Raw genomic sequence first — 25,612 nt, forward strand, 5'->3', positions numbered from 1 at the left:
TGTTTACGTACCTATTGTGCACCCTCAGGACAGCGTGATCTAGTCAGAAGCAATAATTAAATTGTAACAATTTTTGGGTAACTGTTTGAAACTATTCGCCTCTACAACACGGTGTTAGTCATAACCATCTATGGAGGGCAATAGCGCAACATTAAACCAGTAGTCTTTTAAAATCTTAAATGCATTTGCCAAGTCATCAAATTCAACGGGCTTTTGAATATAAGACGCTGCACCTAAGGCATAACAAGATTCAATATCTTGAGGATCGCTTGAGGTTGTTAATACCACAATGGGAATAGAACACATTTTCGGATCAGTTTTGAGCTCCCTGAGTAATTGTCGACCATCAACACCGGGCATGTTCAAGTCAACCAGCGCCAGAACGGGCCTTTTTAAATGTTCATGCTCGCTATACTTGCCCGTTTTATACAAAAAGTCTTTCGCATCTTGGCCCGATTGGCACCATTGAATTGGATTCATAAAGTGACTTTTTCTTAAGCTTCTTAAAATCGCTTCAAAATCATCGGGATTATCATCGACCAGTAACAGCAGGCCCAAATCTTTATCCATTTCTCACTCTCCCAACTTTAGGGTGAAATTAAAACAGCTGCCTTGTTCAAGTTCTGATTCGACCCATATTTGACCATTGTGTCTCTCCACAATCTTTTTGACAAATGTGAGCCCAACGCCTGTACCACGCACCGAATCATCTTCTTCATTGAGCCGTTTAAATATTCGAAAAATATCTTCAAAAAAGCGGCCCTCAATACCTATACCATTGTCTTTTACATAAAAAACCTGCTGCTCCAATACGTTAGAATGAGGGTTTACACAGGACTTGACCCCTATTTCTATCTCTTTTCGAGCTGAATTATTGTACTTCACAGCGTTAGATATCAAATTGCGAAACAACTCTGACACCCGAGGTTTATCGCAGGTGACTTTGGGCAGCACTTTTGGAATTAATAAATGTACACTTTGGGTGGTTTCTTCCGGTAAAGTGAGCTCTGCTACACTGTCAATTAGCTCATTTAAATCTACTTCTTCAACCGCCAAATCTTGACGGCCAAGTCGAGAGTAATACAATAAACTATCAACGAGCTTTTCCATCCGGGTACACAAAAAACGGATCCGAGCAATGCGTCTAAGCCCTTCTCCCTCTAGGGAGTCGGCATGATCTTCTTCCAAAAAAAGTGCATTGTTCGCCAACCCCCGTAATGGCTCTTTCAAATCATGAGAGGCAATATACGCAAATTGGTCAAGCTCTGAGTTACTTATCTGCAACTTTCGGATATAGGAATCTATGGCTATTTCTGCCGCTTTTCGTTCAGATATATCACGTACAGTACCCACAAACATTGTTTTGCCTTGGACGGTCATTTCATTTACACCTAACTCCATAGGAAATAAATAACCATTTTTGCGCCTACCTGTTATTTCGCGCCCGATACCAATGATTTTCTTATCACCTGTTGTATGATAATTATCTAGATAGGAATCATGTTCGGATTGAAAGGGCTCAGGCATCAGCATTTTAACATTGCGACCGATCACCTCTCGAGCACGAAAGCCAAATATAGATTCAGCCGCCGCATTAAAACCGTGGATCACACCTCGCATATCTATGGTGATAAGCCCATCCAGTACCGTATCCATAATGGTTTCGATATGTTCAACATAGGACTTGATTGACAACTCAGCTTGTTTTCGCTCAGAAATATCTCGTACAGTACCAAGCACAATATCATTAGAGGGTAAAACACTTATGGCAAGCTCAAGTGGAAATGTATTGCCACCTTTATTCAGAGCAATCATTTCAATGCCTACACCGTAGTCTTTACTTTCTTGCTCACCAAATGTTGAGTTGGTGACATCAAGTAAATACTGAGCATATTTTTGCTGTTCTGAGTCAGGTAGAAGTAGGGAGATATTTTGGCCAATGACTTCGTGTTTTTCGTAACCAAAGATTTGCGTTGCAGAATAATTAAAGCTGAGGATCTCTCCGCTTTTGTTGGTCATAAAAAAGCCATCTTTGACGCTATCCAATACGGTTTCTAACTGCAACTCCCTTGTTTCCATCACGCTTTTGTTATTTCCTGACTTTGAGATGATGTTCAAAGTGTAGTCAATGAAAAATCATAGCGCTGATAAATCAATAAAAATAAGTTCCCGCTATCGGGCTAGTTGATAAACCGCCATTTTTTAACTATCTCATCGTAGCGTCCTGAAGCTTTTATCGCCGCAAGGGAATGCTTGAGTTTTTGCGCATCCAACTTGGAAAATTGAGGATTGGCTGCCAAGTGAAGTTCAGAGGGGAAATCGTGTAAAGTCAGCTTGTATTCGAGCAGTTGTGGATCTAGCCCGAGCTCATCTAGCTCGCGCTTTAGTGTTCTTGTGTTGGTTAAAATGAGGTCGGTACGCCCTTTGTACAACATTTGCCACATACTTTTGTAATGAGACACTAGCACCAAATCATGTTCCTCAGAAAAGCCCGCTTCTTTTAAATACTGCTCACTGTAATACCCTCTGATTGTACTCGTGCGTAGTCGTTTTGCATCGTCAAGCTGACTCAGTTGCAGAACATTGCTTTTTAGTCCAATCAATGACGCTGAACTTTGGCACATTGTGCCCAAAAATTGAAAGTGCTTTTCTCTTCTCGGTGTTTTTAGCCAAGCCAACATCACGACATCAAACTTTGTCTGCAATTCATGATGGGCCCTTGCCATCGGCAAAATCTCTATTTTCGCCTTAAGTCCACTGTGTAATTGCAGCTCTTTGGCAATGTCGACCAATACACCATCAGGTTTTCCCTGCTCATTTAAATAGTGATAAGGCGGCAGATCTTCGGCAACAAATCTAATTACCTTGGCTTGAGCCGAAGTAACTATGAGGGCAGAAAAGACCAAGATGAAAACAAAAAGACAGCGACGTAACATTGTTTTTATTTTTGCTATAAGGGTCGTTGAGTTTGACTGGTTTCGCATAAAAGATCAACAGCACTTACTTTGTATCTTAAAGTGATACAAACGAAGCGAATCATCACTAACATAACTGATTTATATTACAAAACTAGAAATAAAACGCTAAGATGAACAATCGGTCCAACTCCTGATCTGGTCTTATGAGTGATTCATCTATCAATTCGACACCGCCAAACGTACTGTTAAACACAGTAATTGAGCAACACACATTCGAAGTATTCGAAAACGACACATTGCGCTGGTTTTGCCTTGATGGCGTTTTACAAACCGCTATGTCAAAAGCGGAGCCTGAGAGCTTAATGTTTCCTCATATGTTATTTATGACCATTCCGTTGTTAGAGGCTGTGCAGGTAAACACAGTACTTGAATTGGGCTTAGGTGGTGGCGGCTTGCTTCGATATCTCAATGCCCATAATCCAGATATACAGATTGAAGTCGTTGAAAAAAGCGCACAAGTTATAGAGATATACAATCAATTTTTTAATCCGCAGCAAACTGACAGCCAGATCCACTGTGCGGATGCATATGATTTTGTGCAACAAGCACCTAAACACCAGATTGATTTGTTAGTGGTGGATATTTTTGCTTCCCAAACGCTCGTGCCCTTTATCTTTGATAGCAGCTTTTACAGTAACCTGAACAACTTTCTAACGAAAAATGGTTGGCTTGTTATCAATACCGTATTCACCGAACAATCACACATTGAGCAGCTTTCAAATGTGCTCACCAAGTTATACCCTAACGCCCTCATTTATGGCTTTAAAGCGGCGCAGTTTGCGAACATTGTTTGGGTGATGAGTTGCGGCGGTAAAAAGCTTAGCTCGGTTTGGCATCAACAAGCATTTTTTACTGCCAGCAAAGCACAAGGGCTGTCTTATCATTTAACCTAACTATAGCTGATGCGCTTGCTTATCCATCAAAGCAATTTTGTAGGCAGCCTTTAACATTACGCCAATTGCGACCACATTCAAGACAATGCTAAACCAAGCTTCAAACATTAATAACTCGACTTGGAAATTGCGTAGGTAACTGGCTAGTTGGTCAACAATTTCGATGGATATACCTATCACAATCAGCATAAACCCATAGTATTCTGATGTTTCGTTTAACATTTTATGTTGTTCTAGATTAGGGTCTTGTTTACTATCCCATGCCCTTTTAGAGAGAATTTTTCGGCCATCCATCACAGCGCCAAAGCCGATTAATAAAATCGTGATTGTCGCTTCATTATCTATGATATTTTGGTAGCCATGTTCATCCATATGCCCAAATAAAAAGCGCAGATCTTCCACCGTTATATTGGTCACTAATAAACAGATCAACACTAAAGGAAACAGTAAAAAAGCTCTATTCAGTACCACTGTATAGATTAACTGGCTTGTTCTAGATTTTGGCATAGGGTGCTCAGCAGTTAAGTAATGAAACATTTCAAACGCTCGATCTTAGCCATATATCCCAGATTGACAAGTCTAACATGCCTATTTAAGGTGCTTTCAGTCAATGGCTGTTCTATGTTTAGAAAAGATACAATATTAGCGCACCTGCAACCAAGTAAGCAGCTCTATTGCCTAGCCCCCAACATCAACCTCACAAAACCTTTAAAGGGCATAAAGCGCATTAATAACGCGATTAATTGCCACCTTTTAGTGACATAGGCAATCCGCTTCTTCTTCTCGATAGCAGATAGAATTTGTTGTGCCGCTTTGTCGACGGGAGCCAGCCAAAATATACCATTGCCTTTGGCCATTTCAGTGTCGACAAACCCTGGTCGTATATCCGTTACCGATATATCAATACCATCTCGATAGGCTCGACAATATAGGCCTTCAAGGTAACTGGCAATGTAAGCTTTAGAGGCGTTGTATGATGCACATGGCCCTCCCCTCAATGACATAATTGATGAGGTCGCAACTATATGTCCCGCTCCTTGTTGGGTAAAATAGTGATATGCAGCATTGGCAATACAGGTAAAGCCTGTCACATTAACGGCTATGGTTTCAAGCTCTCCACTGAGCGGAAAATCTGGTTCGCAGCTCCCTGTTCCCGCATTGATAATAATAATGTCGACACCTTGCATCTGTTCAATCAATTGCTTCAGCTGTGCAATAGCATTGTGCGGCTGAGCTATGTCCATCACGGAAATACAAGTTTGAGTGCCTATTTGTTGTTGCAGTGAATGCAGAAGATGTTCACGCCGCCCAGTTAAACCAAGTTTATAACCCTGTTTTGCCATATGAGTGGCAAGTGCTTTTCCAATGCCTGACGTGGCCCCAATAATAATGGCTTTTGCTGACATGATATTTTCTCATATTTATTTTTATTGTTTTGTAAAAGGCCTTGCTGACAAATAATATCGCTGGCGCTTTGAACTGTAACACAGCTGTACGCGCTCTCTCAAAATCTGAAAACTAAATATGCATTTTTAACAGAATTAATTTAATCTTTAGCATGGCCCCGCCTGTTCGGCTCTTACCACTAGTAACACAAACGCATTATCGGCCTATGGCAATTGATAAAAACAGTGACATTAATATCAAAAATCAAAATCACTAAAAAATAAATTAACCCGAATTCACTACAGTGTCATACGGGCTAATAATATAGTCAATAAAAATACAGAATTAGTACCAATGAATTATCCATTCTTTATTGGCATAATGCCCTGACTGGCAGTTCCAAACATGTATATTATCACCGTTTCTTGGATAATATGTTCCTTGTTTTTGCAAACAGTAGTTACCATAATTATATAAATGGATTTTCTCGTAGTTAGGAACCCAAAAGCTATTGCTGATTGATCCTGAATTACAATCCCATAAATGAATATTGTCGCCGTTTGAAGCTGAATCCCGGCCTTTTTTACTTAGGCAGTAACCAGTATTTCCCAGCTCTATTTGACCCAAACCGTACCTGACCTGCCTCCAATACCACTTGCTATTCGAATTGTTGCGATCACACTTCCACAAGTGAACATTGTCACCATTGCTCGCTGAATCCGACCCGGCTTTGTGTAAGCAATAATTCGTGTCAAATGCATTTTGGATCTGTATCTCTTGTGACGAAACGTCAAATGACACAGCCATTCCACCAGTCAATACGACTGCAACTATAGATGTTGAAAGATGTTTTAAACTCATGATATTAACCTCCTTATATAGTGATTAGCACTTTTAAAATTCGAGATTAAATGTATGCCTGAGTGGCAAAGAAAAACATTACAAATCATTACAAAAAAACAAGATTATCAAATAATCAAACGCGTAAAATCAGCACCTTATTGGAATGTAAATCAGAGAATTAAAGCTTAAGTTCCGAATTGGAACCTACGAGTATAGAACAACGAACATTAAAAAAGTATTAGTTGGAAAAATTATATCGAGATATTGATTAAAAAGCGCAATAACCTGTATTGCGCACTATAGCCTTAATGCATATTTGGTTAGTTTACGTCAACAGTAACTGTTGCTGGCGCACTGGAAATATCATATAAATTATTTCCTTTAATGCGATATTTAAATGAATCTTGCCCGACAAAGCCGGTATTAGGTGTATAAGTGATAGTTTTGTCATTGTTGACAGTGACACGTCCATTGGCCGCACTGGCATATACTTCAACGCCAAAGTAATGAGGAATACCACTGTCATTGGCTTTTACATCAATAGCAACGGGTTGACCCACACTGGTTTGTGAGAAGTCATCGCTTGGATAAACATCATAGTGCCCGTCAAATGCGTTATCTAGGCTGATCCTGATTTCGCCCCACTCTGATGCTTCCCCAGCGGGATTCAATACCCGAAATGGGATGGTTTCAAATTTGTTTGTGCCATCAGATACAGCGGCAAAGTACAACACTTTACCTTTGAACTTAACCCAACGTCTGTCAACGGTATTGTACGCAATGGCTTGGCCATATTGAGTTCGGATTTTATCGTAAAAGCCAATCTGGCTATATGACTTATCAGGACTGAGTTGGACCCTTAGTTCCTGGCTGGCATAGTTTGGGTCAACGACATTATCATCTTTTAAAATATTAAACTCTTCTTGAATATAAAGTCCGGCATTAAACTCATGAATGGTCTTATTTAAAACAGGTGCTGCTTGGGAAACGCTTGTCAATAAGGTTGATCCAGCTAAAGCAAAGAGCGCTTTACGTGTATTTTTAATCATTTATATAGTTCCTTCTTTATTACTTTTTATTGCAAATAAAACAACTTTAAATCTCTACCACAATGTAGATTAAAAAAAGCCCACACAATATAAATCTATTTATAAATAGTTTCTATATTTTAAACGCAGATTCACACTCTTACTTGAATTTCCATTATTGATTCAGCATTTGCTGCTAATATTCGAATGCCTTGAACAGCATGTACTAAGTAATTCGTAAACAGTCACGCTATGGCAGGTTTTAACTTTTCAATCATAGAATGGTGCGCGTCAATCCTAACGACTAAGCCGTTAACACGCTCAGTGAATTAAATAACCCAGGTTTTACAACAGCTGTGATGGTGGATAAAGTGACAGCTGATAATTGCTCAACTGCAGACCACAAAATATAGAAACGAGGAAAATAACATGCTCCAAGGAACACAGAACTTTATGCTATACGGATTCATTATGTTTATTGCGGGCTTGGGTATTCCTATCATGGCAGCATTAAATGGTGGACTCTCTAATAAACTGCAAAACACGGCCCTGGCGGCTGTCATTTTGCTTTTTGTGGGTTTGTGTATTGCACTTACTTACCTGTTTACCACCAGCGGAGTACCCAAAACATTCTATGCAACAGGCACACCTTGGTACTTTTACTTCGGTGGATGTTTTGTCATGTTTTACATTCTGACCATTAGTTGGGTAGCGCCTAAATTTGGCATTGCCAATGCCATCGCTTTTGTATTACTAGGTCAACTCATCGCAATGGTAGTGATTGATCATTTTGGCTTTTTTGGTGCCAAACAGTACACATTAGATTATAAGAGACTTGCAGGGTTAACTTTGATGATTGCTGGAATAGCGCTCATACTGAGCAAACCACAACAGAGTTAGTGAACACTTCGATCGCTCAACAGCATACATTTGCCAACTAAAAAAGCGCGCTTAGTGAGACACCAAACGCGCTGTTTAATTAACTTTGAGAAAACCTATTCGATTGCTGCCAAATACGTTTCTAGTAATTATTCTGGTTTATTAAATAGCCATGTCATTTCAGTTTCACAAGATTGGCCCACTTCATAATTACATACAGTGATGCCATCTTGTGCGTACTCAATCAGTTCGAATGTCCACTCTTTATCGTCGAGTTTAAAACGCATTTGCCCTTCAACAAGCGATACTTGATGCGTTTCACCGAATATACCCAGCTTGTATACAGTTCCACCGTCAACAATGGTTGGTTCCAGAATCACTTGGTTGCTCTTTTGGTTTTGCGGTTCATTAAGATAATAAGTGCGCGTGTAACTAAAGAACTCTTTGTTAAATCCATCAAGCTTTAGATCATCTTCTTGATTAAGAATAACCAGCTCTCTTTTCATCTCTTGATAGCCACTGTCGTCACTTTCAGTAAACTCTCTTTCAAGTACAACCATATCGTCTTCAACCACTAACACGCGTTGCTTGAGACTCTCAACGTTTAAACACAGAGTTTCTGCCTCAGTGCACTCAACCTGCTGTGAGGGGCTTTTTAAGTTGAAGTCTAATGCTTGACCTTCGCCCTGAATAAAGTCAGTTTCCCAAGTAAAATTATTAGAACCATAATTTACGTTTAGCGTACCATCATCCAATAGATCAAAGATAAAGGTCTCAGTGTTTCTGCCGACTTCGCCAACCCAACGTCCTGCCATACTTGACGCTTCTTCCAATGGCTGTGCATTTATAAAAATGCCATACTCAGTGTGCGAATAATCAGGATGCTCGTCATCAGAGGACACAAAAGTGTAGCCTCCTGCAATTGCTTTTGTGAACCAAAAGCGTACGGTTCCCGTTTCCTCTGAGTCGTCTCTTGGGTATAACAACTCCATAACACCATCTTCTGCAATGCGCCACGCTAGTTCCTCTTCCTCATCTGTATCAGGAAACGTTTCAATCACTTTTCCATCAGCTGAGAAGGTAAAAATCCCGTAACTTTCTTTATTTTCACGTGCATCGCTTTGGAAGCGGTCTAAGTACCATTGACCTTGTGTTAATTCATCAATATCAATTGATAAAGTATCATTTTTGGATACTAAATTAGTAATGTACTTATTGTGGTGCGCAACTTTATCGCTATTTGGCAGGACCTTATCGCCGATTTCTTCTACTTCCACCGTCTTATACACTTCGTTCTCACCTAACACCGTTAAGTTGAGTGTATTGATATAGACTGATTCAAGACCAGAATCTGAAGCGATAACTTGACTTACTAGAGCGCTTGCCAACTCAATAGTCACAGAGTTGCCAGTTTGCTCCCAATGTTCAATCGCTACGGTATTGATGGCTGAAACTTGGCCTTTGCCATTTTCACTTAGCGCTAGGTGGGTTGCTGGACTATCGTAGTTGTGCAGATACTGCAAAACGTGCCCGCCAACCAATGATCCGATATTTTGGTCAATTAAGTCTTCGTCCTTTTCAAGTTCGTCACGTGTTTTATCAAAAAGAGTCGGATCTTTTTCATTGACGATTGCCATAGCTTGCTGAACAGATTTATCATCATCAATAAGGTCAAGTGTCGACTCAACCCCTTCTGGTAAATCAATATCATCATTGTCGACGAACACTTTAATCAGTGTCGCTAAGTCAATTTTTTTCTGAACGTCGACATTAGCCAGTGCAATTGCCAACTCCTCGTCAGACTCAATAGCTTCATCAAAACGCGCCATAAGAACATGCTCTGCCGTAGTCACATTGGTGACGTTCACAGAGAAGTTTTCAGTATCGTCCAACACTGCATCTTCTCCAGCTTGCGAAACTAGCTTTTGTACAGAGTTCAATTGTGAAACAAAGCTAACACTTTGCTGCGCTTCTACCCCGGTTGCAAAAACTGTCACTAACTCCCCTACTTGACTTTCATCAACCTCTAGCAAAACGGAATATGCGCCTTGGCTGTCTGCTGTTGTAGAAAAAACTTCACTCCCAACCGAAATGTCGACTTTCGCATTATTAATGGGCTTATCAGTAACAAGGCCTGTTAGTGTCACACTCGACACTTTGCGCTTTACTGTAACCTGAATTGTACTTTGCGATTTAACCCCGTTGCTGTTAGTCACTACAACAGTGAAATTCACAACATGGTCCGCATCAATATCTGGTGCAGTCGCGGACAGCGTTGCGCTTTCACTGCCCGACATTGTGATATTCAAACTTGAGTCATGAGACCAAGCATAGCTAGTCACTTCTGTCTCTGATACGTTCGCGGTTAATTCAAAAGTTTTTTGCTCTAGTGCAATTGAGTCGCCAGCAATACTTATCGCAAAATCCTGCTCGGTAGCGGATCCCTCTGTTGCTGGTGTAGTTAAATTACTTGTATCACTCGTATTACTTACGTTATTGCTGCCGGAGTCAGTGACTTCTTGAACATTTTTTTGCTCAGGCTCTTCAGAACTGCTTCCGCCGCAACCCACCAAAAGTGAAGAAGTAATTAATGTAGCTAAAATAGATTTCCTAAAATCATGCACTTGCATGTTAATTCCTTAATAAAAATAGTGACTCAATGCGCTTTTACCTGCTCCACAGCAAAGCGTAACCACGCACCAATAAATGACGATTAAAACGGTAAATTTGAGGTGCAGAAATTGTCTAAATTCTGCAAGTAGCGCTTAGTAATTCCACTGCAGACCAGCAGTGAACGAAACATTCGAGTACTCAATATCAGGCACTCTGAATCGGCGACCATTAATTTCTTCAGCAACCGAACTTCTTTCTTTGTAGTAGGCATCGACACCAGCCATAAGCGCAATATGTTGAGCGACTTGGTATCTAGCACCCGTTCTTGCCATTAAACCCCAGCCGTTAAAGCTGTCAGTTAATGAAGTTGTTTCAAATTTGGTACTTTGAATATGACTATACACCGGCGTACTTAATTCACCTTCGACATACCAACTTAGCTTTCCTGCTGAACGAGATAGCTTACTGTCGTAACGTACCCCCAATGATGCAAGCACGCCCATTTGATCTTCTGTGACGGATACAACAGATACGATCGATGCGGGGTTATTTTGTAATGCCTCATCGCCGCCTTTTGCCTGACCAGGCAAGTCAAAACGCGCAACGGGATCGTTTTCATCTCTGGGCAATGCCTGCAAAGCTTGGTCAAACTTCGTCGCTCCGGGATTTACAAATTTAAAGTTTGAGCGCGTAAAACTTGACGTATAAACTCTCATACCAAATGTTAACTGTACGGCGGGTAAATAGTTGTAAGCGCCGGTAAATGCAATTTCATTGGCTTTTACTTTAAAATCGTTTTGTTGAACTGCTCCAAACCCTTTTATTGACCATGTCTCTGTATTTATATCTGTGGCGATGGTCGCTGCACTGCCGATAAAATAACCCCATTTCTCATCAATTCCAGTATAAGAAAGCTGGCGAATAGCAGGGTTAGTTACTGAGATTGACTGTGAAAGCTCACCAAAACCAGCCACGTCTGAAAGAGACTCAGTATAATTAATGGTTTCAAAACCCAACCTAATTTCACTAAAAGAAGAGTGTGGTGCTGCAAGCGTTGTACAACTACCAAGCAGGCCAAATAATGCGAGAGTATATTTCATTGCCATTTCCTATGAGCATTTTATCCTAAAAGATCTTTTTTAAAATTTGGAAATGAATAGTGAACAAACGATAAGGACAGGCAACATACTGGGCATATTATAATCGATACATCACGTATAAAAACGCGATATAAAAACTCTATCCTTGTGTTCACAGCCCACTTCCTGCTGCGCATTAGATATAAAAACCCCTTTATTTTCAATGCATTTTAATTAAAAACCCAAAAAAGCGAGAAAAAAACACACTCTATTAAAGATTAGTAACCAAAATAGATACACACTCACACATATGCAACATTAAAAATCAAAAAATCATATTTTATATTAATTAAAAATTACTTAAATAATGAACTAAACCAATAAACCACATCCAGATAACTAAACAACCCACAAAGTAAAATTAATATACTTATCAGCCCCCCTTAATTTCATCAGGTTCCCTAACCATAAATTTGCTCAAAAAGTTAGGGATGTTTGTGTTGTTAAAATATATTTTTCCCTTTTAAACAATGATCTGACTTTCAGTAGTATCAACTAACAAAGTCAGCTGCTATAAAATAGCCCTTTTTTGACCCCAAAGCCGACTCGACATATCAAACTCTTTCCTTGTTTATTGTCATAAATCTATGACCAGCGATGTATATGCTAGCTCACGTTTTAATCAAAGCATGCCTCTGAGCATTACATAATAAGGAGTTAAAAATGAATAAGGTTAATTTAAGTCTAATCGCGTGTGCATTTGTGGGGCTTTTGAGTGCTTGTAGTGGTGATGACGGCAAAGATGGTACAAATGGACAAGCTGGCCAAAATGGTACAGAGGGATCCGCTGGTAAAGACGGGAATACAGGCCTAACGAGCCTCATCGACCAGCAAGCGATTAACATGGGCGATACGCATTGCTTTTTTGGCGGCGTGGCTGTGCACTCTGGAGTGGATTTAAATAGTAACGGCGTACTAAATAACAATGAAATCAATCAAACTAATTATGTGTGTAAGCCTTCTGTGCTTTCTGCCAATGGCGTAAAGCTGCCTTATACGGCAATGAGAAAAGATTTGCAAAACGGTAACGTGGAAGGCAGTGTATTCGAGATCCGTAACGGCGGATATGGTTCAGATATGGTGGCGCACCCAAGCATTAAAAATCAATTTTATGCACTCACAGATCGAGGCCCAAATGCCAGTTTCACGGGCGACTACGGCAAAGGAAAAAAATTCCCAACTCCTGACTATACGCCGCGAATCGGTCTATTCGAATTGACCGCCACTGGTAAGGTAAATAAATTAAAAGAAATCCTTCTCAAAAGGCCCGATGGCACACCCATTAGCGGCCTGCCTAACACTTCCGATCTAGGTGGAACCGGAGAGACGCCATACACAGTTGAAGGCCAACCTGTTTTGGTTGATCAAGCTCAGCCTTTTGATCAAACGCACAACCCAATTAAGTTGGATGATTATGGATTAGACGGCGAAGGGCTTGTGGCTCTGTCGGATGGCAGTTTTTGGGTGAGTGACGAGTACGGTCCGCACATTGTGCACTTTGATAGCGACGGTAAAGAGGTAGGTCGTATCAATGCATTTTCCCATGATAAACGTGCCACCATTAATTTACCGCAAGAATATGCACATCGTCGCGCAAATAGGGGCATGGAAGGCTTAGCGATCACACCTGACGAAACAACGCTTGTAGGGATTATGCAATCAACGCTCTACAACCCGGACAAAACAGTTAAGGCACTCAATATCACTCGCATTGTGACCGTTAACTTGAAAACGAAGCAAATTGGGCAGTTTTTATATAAACAAGAAAAAGCGCAAAACTCCAACTCAGGTATTGTGGCGCTTTCGAATACCGAATTTTTAGTTATTGAACGAGATGGTGCATTTTATGAGCAAAACCCAGAAGCCATGAAACGCATTTATAAAATTAACCTCGAAGGAGCAAGCGATCTTGAACAGATAGCTGAAACAACAGACCTTACGCAAGATCCCAACTTAGGTTTATTGATAGCAGGAAAAACGCTCGAGCAAACAGTGCAAGAGTCAGGGTGGGATACACTCTCCACGCATGCGATCACGCCTGTTAGCAAGTCTCTGGTACTGGATCTCGTGCAAGAAATCGCATATCCCCATGACAAGCTTGAAGGTATGTGGCTAATCGACAACAGTCGCCTAGCCGTACTAAACGATGATGACTTTGCTACATGGTCAACAGGTGGTGTTTTGGAGCAAAAGTACTTAGATGCCGCCAAATCAAAAGTTGACGGCAACACGCTCTACTTATTTGAAAACCTCACACTCGACAAATAACTGTTTGAGCGGCTTCGGCCGCTTTTAACCACAATATAATAAGGAAAGTTATGAATTACCAAGCTACTCTCCCCCTGCTTGCTTTTTGCTTCGCAAACATGGCATGTGCCAACCCAGTTGTCGACTCAAAAGAGTACAAACTCATGTTAAACACGAGCTTATTCACCAAATCAACAGAGTTGTCAGATGTAAATAGCGTATTCATAGAGCTTGCTCCTCTCGCCCGCCAAGCCACCAGCAAAAATACGACTGGTTCAGTATTTTTGGCAAAAACCCGAGCTGTCACTTTTTATGACGTTATCCATGAATGTACTCTCGCAAAACTAGGTTATGTGTTTAGAGAAAGAACAGATCAAGATGGATCTGAGGTCACGTTAAAATACCGTCATACTGACCGCTACTTATCTGCATTTGAAGACTTATCTGCCGACTCTGATGAGGCAAAAACTAAGCTCGAAGCCGACTACAGTATTGCGGCATCAGGAAGCTGGAAGGTCACCTATAGTCATTCTACCAAAACCCCTAACACACGTAATATCAATGAAGTAAAAGATATCAACCACCACTTTTTGGGATTTAACCAAGTATATCAGCTTCCAAACTCTCTACCTCTGCAAGCAGTGTCTGGTATAGCAATCTCTGAATATGTTTACGAAGGCATTGTAATTGACTTGGGTAAACAAAATGCTGAATTTGCACTGACACTTTGGTACACCTCACAACAATCAAACACCCCTTTAATAGCCGAATTATCATTTAAGTATCAAGATAATCAAGGTGATTACAGTCAAAAGGTTGTATCGCGTGCTGCCAATTTATTTGACAAGCTGGCCAGTGAGCACAGTGCGGTTAACCCCCTTAGCCTGACTAAAACTCAGTTTGTTTATCAGTATCAATCCAATTTTTGTGCTGAAGGCTAAACAATTTACCTTCCTCCAACTGTGCTCTATGTAGTGATTAACAAAATTAAAAAACACCACAACAACAATAAAGGCAAATAATTTAACCCCAATCATTGAAAGGGAATTTATTATTAACCATACTGTAAACACGCTTAGTAAAATAAGAAATGGTGAAATAAAGCTCACGCTAAAGGCTTTATGCAATTAGCGTGATTTTATGTTGAATATCTAATTATTAATTCAACGCAAAGCCATATAACCGTCATAAACACATTTAACAATACTAATTTACAGCGTTTTATTATTGTTAATTTGAAAAGATTAATATCACAATCAAGGAAATCAATTATGCACGTTTCTCTTTTGAAAACTTCAGTGTTTTCTGTGGCTATATTGTTCAACTCAATAGCCAGCGCCGATGTAACCACTAGAGGTCATGCTTTGACCAGTACCATCTGGAATACCAACAACATTCATGTCTGCTGGGAAAACCTCAATGACTCAACCGCAGCAGATAGAGCATCAGTACAGGAAGCTGTCGAAAACTCTTGGGAAGCCAATTCAAATTTAAACTTTTTTGGTTGGAATGAATGTGAAAGAAACTCAGACGGTATCAGGATTGAAGTGACCGATAACGCAGAACTAGGGCCGCATGTAGACGGATTAGGCACCAGAATACGTGGGCGTCAAAATGGCATGAGTTTAAACTTCACATATGAGAATTGGGGTCAAAACTGTCAATTCTCCCGCAGGTGGTGCAATGAAGTTATCGCTGTACATGAATTTGGTCATGCCCTTGGGTTTGCTCATGAACAAAATAGACAAGACACACCAGATACATGCGATGAGCCTGCACAAGGTGCAAATGGCGATATCGATATCGGTCGCTGGGACTTGAGCTCTGTCATGAATTATTGCAACCCACAATATAATGGCAACGGCCAACTAAGTGATACGGATATTTTGATGGTACGCACATTTTACGGTCCTGAAGTACAAACTAGCGTATTGTTAGATAACGAACGCTATTCCGTATACGTTGGCAGTAACCTGACTATTAACGCTGCCTATTCAATAGAAGATATCGTAGATTCAACCTCTTGGTTGTGGTCTCTAGGAGATGGAACTAGTTCTAACTCACAGAATTCTGTTACTCATAAATATACCAATAAAGGACGTTACAATATGACGGTGTCTGTATCTGACTCAGAAGGGTATTCTGCGGATAAAAGTGCTGAGGTGTATGTTTATGGTTTCGAGGTGTTGCTGCCAGCGATCAATGTGATGATGCTTTGATTTTATAGCAAGTTGTGATGCAGTTATAATTGAAAAGTTATCGCTGCATCACGACGCACGCCAAAAATTAATCGAGTCAAAGACCGCGCATTTCTTGTTTTTAAAGTAAATACGTAACTACAAATAAGTCACAACCGAAATGAACGAGCAATATGCCTTCTGTTCATTCCTTAAAAAATTATAAAAATTTATTCACTCACAAACCTAACAATTAAAACTATGGAGAGACTATGAAATTTGTTTTTTTATCTACCGCACTTGCTTCGCTTCTTTCTTTTAATGCAGTTGCCGAATGTGCTGGAGTAAGTTGTACGGATGTCAAAATCACAAGAATTGTTACTTTAGCTAAAGGCGGTGTATCAATAAGTACTTCCGGCGACGAGTCAAAGCTATCATGCGAGGCCGGAAGCTCTGGTTATATAAAATTACGACCTGAAGATTCAAATTATAACGCCGTGTATTCACTGCTATTAACAGCCCATACTACAGGCCACCCTATTTGGATAAGAACATCAGAAAGTGGTGAGTGCTCACTCGTCTATGCGGTATCTGATAAATAAGCTTTAGCCAATGGAACCAATCACTATAGTATAAGGATATACCTAAGGCTTGGTTCTTTTTATTATCTACCGGACAGATTTTAATCTTATAAACATACTCTGATAACTACCTTGCTAATGAGTAATGACCTCTCCATCTTAAGCTCCAAAATAATTGCCAAGGTTAAATTCATTTACATAGTGGGTTCATCAGTATTAACCAAACAGTTGTTTACCACTCTTGCTTAAATCCTTAAAAACATATAGATAACTTAAGACAAAGTGATACTCTATAGAGAGAAAAAACAGAGCGTCAACCTCACCCTATAAAACACACTTTTTTGCGCTAATTTTATCTAAGTATTGAATTAGCTAAAACGCTAAATATTTTGTAATTAAAAATAATTAAGAAAGTTATATGAAAAACGATGTAATAATAAGACAAGCCAATGACGATGATAGGGCTTTTATTTTTGAGCTTTCACCTTCTTTAGCTGAGGTTGCCAAATTAGATTGGCATACTGACGAAGCGATTCAAAAAATGCAAGATGATTACATTACACAAATGCTCTCAAAGACATCGGTTCCAAATATCACTTTAGTTGCTGAGGTTAACAATATACCTCAAGGTTTTGTACATGTGCGAACGCACCAAGATGGCATTACAGGCGAAACATGCGGTACCGTTCCACTGCTCGCTGTATCTCCTAATTCTCAAGGGCTGGGTCTTGGGAAGCTATTAATGGCCAGTGCCGAAGAATGGGCCAAAAGCCAAGGGTGTCGCTTATTACACCTCGAAGTATTTGCCAATAACCTAAAAGCCAACCAGTTTTATGAAAATTTAGGTTTTAAGCCAGAAATGTTACATATGATTAAAAGCATATAAGGTCGTTCTCTACACCTAAGTTTTAGGCAATGTTGTAATCGTTGATAAGACCTAAAAAAAGTATTACGGGCTGCATTTACACTTAATTTGACTAAGACTAAGAACAAATGAAAATGACCAAAAAAGTACTCTTTTCATACTAAACAAGTGGAATAAACGGTGTAAAAAGCCGTTGTTTCTCTGTTTCAACATTTTACATACACAATCTCCACAGATAATATCTAAATATAAGTACAGATTTGATTAAAAATATCAAAGATGATACCTAAGTAACGAAACCTTTAGGGTAAAATTGCTCCACAAAGACAATTATAGCTACAGTAAAAAACCAACCAAAGAATAAATTTAAATAGTTAAAAAACTTTAATAAAATAAACTTCTAACATATTAAATCGGTAGAGCTTCACATATGAAGTGCAATAATAAAACACAAAGGAAACTTAAAATGGAACGTAGAAAGTTTATAGGCGGTGCTTTAACAGGTGCTGCTGTGCTTGGTTCATTAAAACTACAAGCTGCAACTTCCCCTACAACTGCAACTCCAACGCATAAAAAAGTCATCGATATAAAGGATTATGGTGCAAAAGGAGATGGTTCTTTAGAAGCAGATGCGGTGCAAAGAGCATTTACTGAGGCTGAGGGAGGCTGTATCGAAATCACTCCCGGCACTTATGCGCTAGAAAAAGAGGTATTTATAAAGTCAAATACGCTTGTGTTGGGGAAAGGTGGAATCATAAAGTTAGGTGGTAATGCAGCTACACTGCGTTTACATCAAGAAACAGATATCACTCTAGTTGGTGTAATTATTGACGGAAATGGTTCGAAGTGGAAAAGTAACCAACAGTACACTTTACCTATCCACGATTGTTCAAATATCACAATACGTGATTGTCATATTTATGATGGCATTAACTCGGGTATTGGTGTGGGTCCAGGTATCAACCCGAGCAAAAACATCAAGATCATCAACAACCACATTCGCAAAATAGGTTATAAAGAACATGACCTTATGAGTTTTGCATATGGAAATGGTATAGCGATAACACATGGAGAAGACGTACTGATTGAAGGCAACCTCGTCCATGATATTTATCAGGTCGGCTGTATCAATTTAGAAGGCACTGCACTGAAAAATATCACAGTCAGTAATAATATTTGTCATACAACCACAGGTAAAGCCGCAGGTATCAAGTGTTATGCGGGCGGCGAAGACGTATCCGCTAAAAATGTGCATATCATCAATAACCATTTATATAATATTGGCGACTCAGCGGCGGACTCTGTAGAACCAACTATTTGGATTGAAGCTGGCCACGGGGTGATTGTTGATGGTAATTATATCTCGGATTGTCCGGGGACAGGTGCAGCTGGTCGCATCCAAGTTTCAACAGATTCAGTTTCAAGAGTGACCAATAATACCATCAGAGACTGTGACGGTGGTGCTATCTTTATCAACTCTGCTGAGGACATTCTTGTTGAAGGCAATGTAGTCAATTGTACGGCGCAAACAACGCTATCTGGTCACAATGTACCACTGTATGTCGAATCCATTTCAAGTGGCGAAGGCAGCGTTAGAGTGGTGGGTAATGTAATCAGAGATGCACCTTATGAAAGCATTATTTTTAACGCACGATCTAGTGGTACGTTAACAGGTAACACTATTATTAGACCTAACCGTAAAAAAGCTAGTTTCTCCTATTCCATAGGCTCTCAAATCGGTTTTCAGAACTCCATTGTTGGCAACAATGTCATCGTAGACGATGGCCATTACCAAGGGAACTTCTTCTATAATTTTTCAGGTGCCGGTCATGCTGATATGATTTATAAACCGGATGTATGGAAAGTACCAAATGTTGAGGTTTTCCCCAAGTACGATGTGAACGCTAACCCGCATTTTATTCAATCAGAAATCGCCATTAAACCTAACCCGCCGACGTCTGGATATAATCAAGTTGGTCGTGTCATGTTAACAACCGATCCTGCTAAAAAAGGGTTCGTAGGTTATATGTGTGTACAAGCAGGCACGCCTGGCTTGTGGAGCGCCTATGGTGCAATTATCAATGATCAAAGTTAGGTATAACCTTTGATGTATATATTTTTATAACTGCTTAGGTACAGACAATAACTGGAGGTATCAACCTCCGGTTAACTCCTTGGCGGCCATTTGTATGTGTGATACCCACACAGTTAAACATATTAACTTTTTTGAGTGCCTAAGCTAGTGCGACCCCATCTCACTTGCAGTGTCTATAGAGTAACCCTATCAATGTTGTATGCTTCGCTAGTGCCAGTGCTTTAGGCTAGAGCACGGTATATAGATGATTGAAGGAAACTCGGCTTCATAATAGCCCCTAATGTGTCAATATTCTCCCTTGTTAAGAGTTGTATTTGTTTTCAAAATTTATACAGATTGCGCTTGCTAAGTATCACAGCGCTGTGGATACTAGTGACGCATTTGGGATTATTGCTAATAAAGGATAATGCCGTAATCAGCCCACAAAGAGACACTCGCCGCCAACGCTCAACCATGCCATAACGGTCTGTGTTTCATGGTATGCGAAAAGTCTATCCCAACCGTTAAGTGCACAAGGAGGCATTGGTGAATTGTTTAGTTGTTTTAGCCCACCCACTGGAAAACAGTTTATGTAAACACTTGGCCGAAAAAGCAATCAACCGCTTAGAGTCCAAAGGCTACACCGTCACTGTTAAGGATCTCTATCAAGAAAAGTTTGATCCTGTGTTGACCAAAGGAGAGCGAGAGAGCTATTACCAAAGCCAATTTGACCAGTCACAAATCGAGTTAGATATTGCTCAGCTAAAACAAGCTGAGTCGTTAGTTTTGATTTTCCCTACCTGGTGGTTTAGTTTCCCCGCAATTTTGAAAGGCTGGTTTGACCGCATATGGGCACCAGGACATGCATACGAACATGCTTCCGATTATGGACCGATAAAACAATCCCTGAACAATCTCAAGGAAATGACTGTTATCACTACCCTTGGCTCGCCTTGGTGGGTGGACTTTTTTATCTTAAGAAAACCGGTAAAAAAAGTTCTGAAAATTGCATTGCTTGGAGCCTGTGCAAAAAACTGTAAGTTCAAAATGTTGTCACTGTACAAAAGCGAAAGCCTTACGGAAGCGAAAATAGCCAAGTTTGTAGAGAAAATAGAAACCAGATTATAAATTGCACAAAATTTAGCTATTATCTGAAATGCGTTACTCTTGGCTCCAAAAAAACTTTCTTTTAAATTCAGCCACCTGAATATGTCTGTTTCCTGCAAAATAGCTAGGTGAAAAAAAGGTATTTAGATGTCTTCTATAAAAATAACAACTCAAAACTTCATTCTTCGCCCTTTTGAAAAGAAAGATTTGATGAAATTTACGAGCTACCGGGCATTAGGATCAGTGGCTAGATACCAAAATTGGGCAGATTACACGTATCAAGACGCCATTAAGCTATTTGAAAGTATGGATTACGCCACTTTTGGCTCTGCCGGAAAATGGTATCAATTGGCTATTTCAGATAAGGGAACTGATACCTTGTTAGGAGATCTCGCTATTCACTTCATTGATGCTGAGCAAGTAGAAATTGGTTTTACTGTCGCACCTGAATTTCAAGGTAAAAACGTTGCGACAGAAGCGCTCTCAGGCCTAATAAACTATGCATTCGGCTGTTTAGGTAAACACAGAATCATTGCAACGACCGATGCAAGAAATAAAGCTTCTTACAAGTTACTAGAAAAGGTGGGCTTTCGCCGAGAGGGCCACTTTATAAAAAATGTTTTCTTTAAAGGTGCGTGGAGTGATGAATACCAATATGCGTTACTGCGTTCAGAATCAAATATTATATGACACAGCATTGGAGAAAGGTCACAGACAAATAATCCATGCACAATTTGCATGCAGATTAAATTTACTTAGCTGTTAAATCGCTAATGCTTTATAAGGAGTTTCAATTAGAGGGAAATACACACGCGACAGCCCTTAATATGAGTAAGTTTTAACTTGACCTGCCAGATTTGATTATTAGGGTTAAATCACACCTGATAGTGAATGGCAGCAGTGTGCCAAAAGCGGTCATTGGGTAGATATCAATCAATGATTCTGATTTCATTAATTTCAGCACCAAAATTATGCTGCCTTAACCAGTTTAATCAGCACAATTGGTTACTTTCTTAATCACCACTCAATCTCATGAACTGCTATTTTTTAGACAAATGACAAATGTCATGTTTTTTTCATGACATTACTCCATTACTTACATCTAGCGTTTTCTCAATAATACCCACATCAATAAAGCGCTAGGGGCTAATATGCATCACTCACTATCTATTGTTTTAATCTTAATCACCACTATTTTGTCAGGCTGTACCAACTTTATCTGTCAGCAAGAAATAAGAGAAGTCAAAGATTTTGACAGTATTGTTGTTGGTGGACTTGCTGATGTCTTTATCACTCAATCCGATCATCAACAAATCAAAGTATTTGCCCGTGGCATACCTATAACAGATGTAATCACACACATTGAAAATGGCACCTTAACCGTGACCACCCAAGGCTACCACAGTGGTGAGTCGGTAAAAGTTTACGTGTCATACAAAAAATTAAAAAACATTAAAACCTCAGGTTCTGCCACATTAACAGGCGAAAACCAATTGATCGCAGACCAAATCTCTATTGAGACCACAGGATCCGGCGATATCACAAGCTTATCCTTAACTGCCAAACAACTCAGTGTACAAATTAACGACACTGCTAACGCTAATCTTGTCGTTCAGGTAGAAAACTCAAACATAGAAATGAATGACGCTGGTGACCTTGATATCCGTGGAGTGGCAAAACACCAGCAACTGCGTTCGAACGGCTCCAGAGGTACTTTGAACAACACCAAATTAAAATTTAATTAAGACCAATAGCCGGAGAAAAGTTATGAAAAAGTTCTTTGCATATCTGTTAGTATTTTTAATTATTTCTGGTTTAGCGTTGGTGCTAGCGTATAAACACGACCTGTACACTTGGGAAAAACCGCAACAAAATATGTGGATACAAGGCGGCACTTTATTTGACGCCACCTCTGAATTTGCAACAAGCAACCCGGGAATATTAGTAACTGATGGTAAAATCGCTTGTCTTGGAGAAAGTTGTAATGTTACGGAAAAAACTTTGATAATTGACGCCACGGGAAAGTCAATTATGCCTGGTCTAATTGATTTGCATGGCCACTTCTTTGGGGGGAAAGAGCAATCCAAACATGACAACATGCTAAATACAATTTGGGCTCAACTTCGCTTTTTACCCAGTGTTAGACAAGACCTAATCCAAGCTGGCGTAACCAGTTATCGCTCGCTAGGAGACATAGCGCCAGCCATCTTTGATTTAAAAAAATCATTGTCTCAAGATAAATTAGCTGGTCCTCGATTATTTGTCGCGGGCCCAATTTTTACCGTTGCAGGTGGTCACCCCACTCAACGTAAAGACATGCCAGCCTGGGTACTAAAACAAATGACTTTTCAGTCAGATTCACCAGAGCAGATCACGACACAAATCGAACAGTTAATGTCACAAGGGATTGACGGTATTAAGGTTGTTTATCAAGGTCACACCGACAGCGTTAATGATATTGAAATGCCTCGAATGTCTCGGGAAACACTGGCTACTATCACCTCGCTTGCAGAAAAGAATGGCCTTTGGGTCGCGGCGCACACTGGTGGTCAAAACGAAACAATCGAAGCAATTAACACTGGGGTGACAAGTGTTGAACACGGTATTCGACATGGAAACATCATTCGCCAAGAAACTCTTGATGCTGTTACAAACAATCAAGTGACTTATGTTCCCACGCTCGCCCGAGAGCCAAAGGGTCACTTAAACATCCCACACTTGGCACAATCTGATGTCATGTTAGGAGTTGGCACTGACTCACCGGTAAAAGTACATGGTCAATACAGTTATCATATGGAATTAAAACGTTTAGTTGATGCTGGTTTAAGTGATACTCAAGCCGTTATCGCCGCGACAAGAAATGGCGCAATTGCCCTTAAAAAGTCAAAGCAACTTGGAACCATTGAACAGGGAAAACTTGCCGATATCCTCATAATAAATGGCTATCCGTGGGACAATATTAGTGATATAGAGAAAATCGACACCGTCATAATAAACGGTCGTATCGGGTATTCCGTTAACTAAGCTGACAAAGACAGACTTGTCGTTCTTGATTACATTAGCGGATTACAAAGACACCAGAACCATAAAACCTTCAATTTGCAACAAACGATTCACCACAAGCAACTACCACCGTGAGAGGACTTAAGCCTCTCACCTTACATTATTCTTATACTTTTTAAGCTTATTTTTTGGCAACTTGTACTATTTTCGGTTGCGGTGTCGAAACGGTTATTATGGGATTGGGCTGCACCTATTACTATTTGTTTTATCGACTATCCTGGGCCGCTCACATCTGCCTGTAAGGTAAAGTCTAAGCCTGTTCACCTAAATTGTAAGAGCAGGTATGAGCCACTACACTTGTTACGTCTTTACAACGCTATGCTACGCCTGCTCACTCCCAGATTTCCTAGAAAGCTCAATCTCCCTTAACTCGGAATCAAAACCAGTCTCAAAATGCCACTTGAAGCTTTCACGTATTTCATCTCGAAGCTGCTGTTGCTTCACCGCTGAGTTATCTTTATTTGCCTCAATGTGCTCTGCAAGGTTATCAATCGTCGTCTTTCCGGTATCGTCATTCACCTTAATCCACTGCTGCCAAACATCAGCTCTGTCAGATGCATCAACATCACGCAATAACTGTGCAGCGTCATTAAGAAAATCAGCACCGTGGGTTTTATGCAAAGCTAAAATATCCGCCATCATGCTCTGGCGCTGTTCATCAGAGTCCGTATTATAGGCGTAATAAAGCTTAACAAGGTGCTTGTCCTCACTATCTTGGTTTTTACTCGCATGATAAAAAGACGTAAATTCCAGTTTGTCCGATTGCGCCCCAAACAGCTCAAAGAGTGCGTCTGTCTGCTCACTCGGTTCATTAAGTAGATTAATAAAAGCACCTTTGTCATGCTTAGAAGAGAGTGCGGCCATATCGAGTATGCCGCGAGTAGCTAGGTAGCTGCGCCCCTCTATGTTTTGGCCCAGCATAGTTAATTCATCTGTAGTTAGCTGCTGTGCAGCTTCAGTTAAACGCTTAACCATTTGTGCACCAACTTGGTCATCGGTCACAAAACCTTCTGTGGGGTGTTCATAATCAGGCTTATACAACCGCTTATTCTCAGTTGTGCCCCACATAGTCCCCGGCGGATAGCGCTTGTTCACTGACCTTTCAAGTAACTCTTGCTCACCAATATCAAGTAATTGCTTGGTCAAACCAAGCGTTGTTTTAAGTTTGTCATCAGATAACGCCGCCAATCCATGTACGTAGTCAATAATTTGCTCTGGCATATAATTTTGATTTAGCACTTGGTCTTTATGAAGTGAAAACGCGCTATCAATTACCGTTTCGATTTGTTGCGTTGTAAGCTTATCAGTGAGATCTAAAAATGATTCATCAACAGGTATATAACGCAATTTATCTTGGTGTTCCATAGACACGCTCTCAAATACTGCCATAAACGCATTGACCTGTGCTGGTGAGTTGAGTTTGCTATAACCAATAAGCTCCCCATCTCCATTGACTTTAGCAGCCCCGATGAGATCAGCCGAATTCGCAAGACGTTTAGATGTGCTCAGCAGTGGATGCATTTTTTTTGACTCTGGCGAGAGCGAAACCTTATCAAGGCTTGCCGCCCCCTCATTTGAAGGCCGCCAAGATTGCTTGGGAGTATGCGCGAGTGAATAAACAGCCATCTGGCTGTTCGAAGTTACTTTCATAATTATCCTTATAATCCAGTCATTCCTTGGTATCGGCAGGCAAGCTCAGAGCTTAAGATTGGTAACAAGATTAATTGCGCTAAATCAAA

Annotated in this window: 22 protein-coding genes; 12 read left to right on the forward strand and 10 right to left on the reverse strand. The window is 40.2% G+C overall.

Going from position 1 to position 25,612, the window contains the following annotated elements:
* Positions 1 to 114: 114 nt before the first annotated feature.
* The 3 genes from N483_RS05575 to N483_RS05585 form a co-directional block, all read right to left on the reverse strand.
* A complete protein-coding gene (locus N483_RS05575; RefSeq protein ID WP_023402044.1) occupies positions 115 to 570 on the reverse strand; it encodes a response regulator in 456 nt (151 codons plus the stop codon).
* A gap of 3 nt (positions 571 to 573) precedes the next feature.
* On the reverse strand, positions 574 to 2,079 hold the full coding sequence (locus tag N483_RS05580) for a sensor histidine kinase (protein ID WP_023402043.1): 1,506 nt from the start codon (positions 2,077 to 2,079) through the stop codon (positions 574 to 576).
* 101 nt (positions 2,080 to 2,180) lie between these two features.
* A complete protein-coding gene (locus tag N483_RS05585; RefSeq protein ID WP_023402042.1) occupies positions 2,181 to 2,984 on the reverse strand; it encodes a substrate-binding periplasmic protein in 804 nt (267 codons plus the stop codon).
* Between the two features lie 137 nt (positions 2,985 to 3,121).
* Here N483_RS05585 and N483_RS05590 point away from each other — a divergent pair, with 137 nt between their 5' ends.
* Positions 3,122 to 3,871 carry a spermidine synthase gene (locus tag N483_RS05590; protein ID WP_023402041.1) on the forward strand — a complete coding sequence of 250 codons (750 nt, stop codon included), beginning with the start codon at positions 3,122 to 3,124 and terminating at the stop codon, positions 3,869 to 3,871.
* On the opposite strand, the gene N483_RS05595 is transcribed toward N483_RS05590, so the two are convergent.
* The 4 genes from N483_RS05595 to N483_RS05610 all read right to left on the reverse strand — a co-directional run bounded on the left by N483_RS05595 (position 3,872) and on the right by N483_RS05610 (position 7,149).
* The gene (locus N483_RS05595; RefSeq protein WP_023402040.1) at positions 3,872 to 4,408 is read right to left on the reverse strand and encodes a hypothetical protein; all 537 of its coding nucleotides are present in this window, start codon (positions 4,406 to 4,408) and stop codon (positions 3,872 to 3,874) included.
* Between the two features lie 134 nt (positions 4,409 to 4,542).
* Positions 4,543 to 5,277 carry an SDR family NAD(P)-dependent oxidoreductase gene (locus tag N483_RS05600; protein ID WP_023402039.1) on the reverse strand — a complete coding sequence of 245 codons (735 nt, stop codon included), beginning with the start codon at positions 5,275 to 5,277 and terminating at the stop codon, positions 4,543 to 4,545.
* Positions 5,278 to 5,602: 325 nt separating this feature from the next.
* Positions 5,603 to 6,118 carry an RICIN domain-containing protein gene (locus N483_RS05605; RefSeq protein ID WP_023402038.1) on the reverse strand — a complete coding sequence of 172 codons (516 nt, stop codon included), beginning with the start codon at positions 6,116 to 6,118 and terminating at the stop codon, positions 5,603 to 5,605.
* Positions 6,119 to 6,420: 302 nt separating this feature from the next.
* On the reverse strand, positions 6,421 to 7,149 hold the full coding sequence (locus N483_RS05610) for an Ig-like domain-containing protein (RefSeq protein WP_023402036.1): 729 nt from the start codon (positions 7,147 to 7,149) through the stop codon (positions 6,421 to 6,423).
* A gap of 408 nt (positions 7,150 to 7,557) precedes the next feature.
* On the opposite strand from N483_RS05610, the gene N483_RS05615 reads away from it, so the two are divergent.
* Positions 7,558 to 8,028: a DMT family transporter gene (locus N483_RS05615; protein WP_023402035.1), complete on the forward strand. Its 471-nt coding sequence runs from the start codon at positions 7,558 to 7,560 to the stop codon at positions 8,026 to 8,028.
* A 128-nt stretch (positions 8,029 to 8,156) separates the two neighbouring features.
* On the opposite strand, the gene N483_RS05620 is transcribed toward N483_RS05615, so the two are convergent.
* Together N483_RS05620 and N483_RS05625 are read right to left on the reverse strand one after the other, a co-directional pair.
* Positions 8,157 to 10,637 carry a hypothetical protein gene (locus tag N483_RS05620; protein WP_023402034.1) on the reverse strand — a complete coding sequence of 827 codons (2,481 nt, stop codon included), beginning with the start codon at positions 10,635 to 10,637 and terminating at the stop codon, positions 8,157 to 8,159.
* A gap of 135 nt (positions 10,638 to 10,772) precedes the next feature.
* Positions 10,773 to 11,720 carry a hypothetical protein gene (locus tag N483_RS05625; protein WP_023402033.1) on the reverse strand — a complete coding sequence of 316 codons (948 nt, stop codon included), beginning with the start codon at positions 11,718 to 11,720 and terminating at the stop codon, positions 10,773 to 10,775.
* A 702-nt stretch (positions 11,721 to 12,422) separates the two neighbouring features.
* Between N483_RS05625 and N483_RS05630 the strand changes: the two genes are divergently transcribed.
* From N483_RS05630 to N483_RS05675, 10 genes are all read left to right on the forward strand, one after another.
* Positions 12,423 to 14,027: an esterase-like activity of phytase family protein gene (locus N483_RS05630; RefSeq protein WP_023402032.1), complete on the forward strand. Its 1,605-nt coding sequence runs from the start codon at positions 12,423 to 12,425 to the stop codon at positions 14,025 to 14,027.
* 50 nt (positions 14,028 to 14,077) lie between these two features.
* Complete coding sequence (locus N483_RS05635; protein WP_023402031.1) at positions 14,078 to 14,947, forward strand: hypothetical protein; 870 nt, start codon at positions 14,078 to 14,080, stop codon at positions 14,945 to 14,947.
* A 330-nt stretch (positions 14,948 to 15,277) separates the two neighbouring features.
* Complete coding sequence (locus N483_RS05640) at positions 15,278 to 16,225, forward strand: PKD domain-containing protein (protein WP_023402030.1); 948 nt, start codon at positions 15,278 to 15,280, stop codon at positions 16,223 to 16,225.
* Between the two features lie 230 nt (positions 16,226 to 16,455).
* Positions 16,456 to 16,785: a hypothetical protein gene (locus tag N483_RS05645; RefSeq protein ID WP_023402029.1), complete on the forward strand. Its 330-nt coding sequence runs from the start codon at positions 16,456 to 16,458 to the stop codon at positions 16,783 to 16,785.
* 397 nt (positions 16,786 to 17,182) lie between these two features.
* Positions 17,183 to 17,650 carry a GNAT family N-acetyltransferase gene (locus N483_RS05650; protein WP_023402028.1) on the forward strand — a complete coding sequence of 156 codons (468 nt, stop codon included), beginning with the start codon at positions 17,183 to 17,185 and terminating at the stop codon, positions 17,648 to 17,650.
* Positions 17,651 to 18,095: 445 nt separating this feature from the next.
* A complete protein-coding gene (locus N483_RS05655; RefSeq protein ID WP_023402027.1) occupies positions 18,096 to 19,724 on the forward strand; it encodes a right-handed parallel beta-helix repeat-containing protein in 1,629 nt (542 codons plus the stop codon).
* Positions 19,725 to 20,249: 525 nt separating this feature from the next.
* Complete coding sequence (locus N483_RS05660; protein ID WP_023402026.1) at positions 20,250 to 20,831, forward strand: NAD(P)H-dependent oxidoreductase; 582 nt, start codon at positions 20,250 to 20,252, stop codon at positions 20,829 to 20,831.
* Positions 20,832 to 20,957: 126 nt separating this feature from the next.
* Entirely contained in the window at positions 20,958 to 21,500 is a 543-nt protein-coding gene (locus tag N483_RS05665) for a GNAT family N-acetyltransferase (RefSeq protein WP_023402025.1), read from the forward strand.
* A gap of 461 nt (positions 21,501 to 21,961) precedes the next feature.
* Entirely contained in the window at positions 21,962 to 22,555 is a 594-nt protein-coding gene (locus N483_RS05670; protein WP_023402024.1) for a GIN domain-containing protein, read from the forward strand.
* A gap of 22 nt (positions 22,556 to 22,577) precedes the next feature.
* Entirely contained in the window at positions 22,578 to 23,834 is a 1,257-nt protein-coding gene (locus N483_RS05675) for an amidohydrolase family protein (protein ID WP_023402023.1), read from the forward strand.
* Between the two features lie 360 nt (positions 23,835 to 24,194).
* On the opposite strand, the gene N483_RS05680 is transcribed toward N483_RS05675, so the two are convergent.
* On the reverse strand, positions 24,195 to 25,523 hold the full coding sequence (locus N483_RS05680; RefSeq protein WP_023402022.1) for a hypothetical protein: 1,329 nt from the start codon (positions 25,521 to 25,523) through the stop codon (positions 24,195 to 24,197).
* Positions 25,524 to 25,612 lie beyond the last annotated feature (89 nt).

It is taken from the genome of Pseudoalteromonas luteoviolacea NCIMB 1944, from assembly GCF_001625565.1.
GTDB classification, from domain to species: domain Bacteria; phylum Pseudomonadota; class Gammaproteobacteria; order Enterobacterales; family Alteromonadaceae; genus Pseudoalteromonas; species Pseudoalteromonas luteoviolacea_F.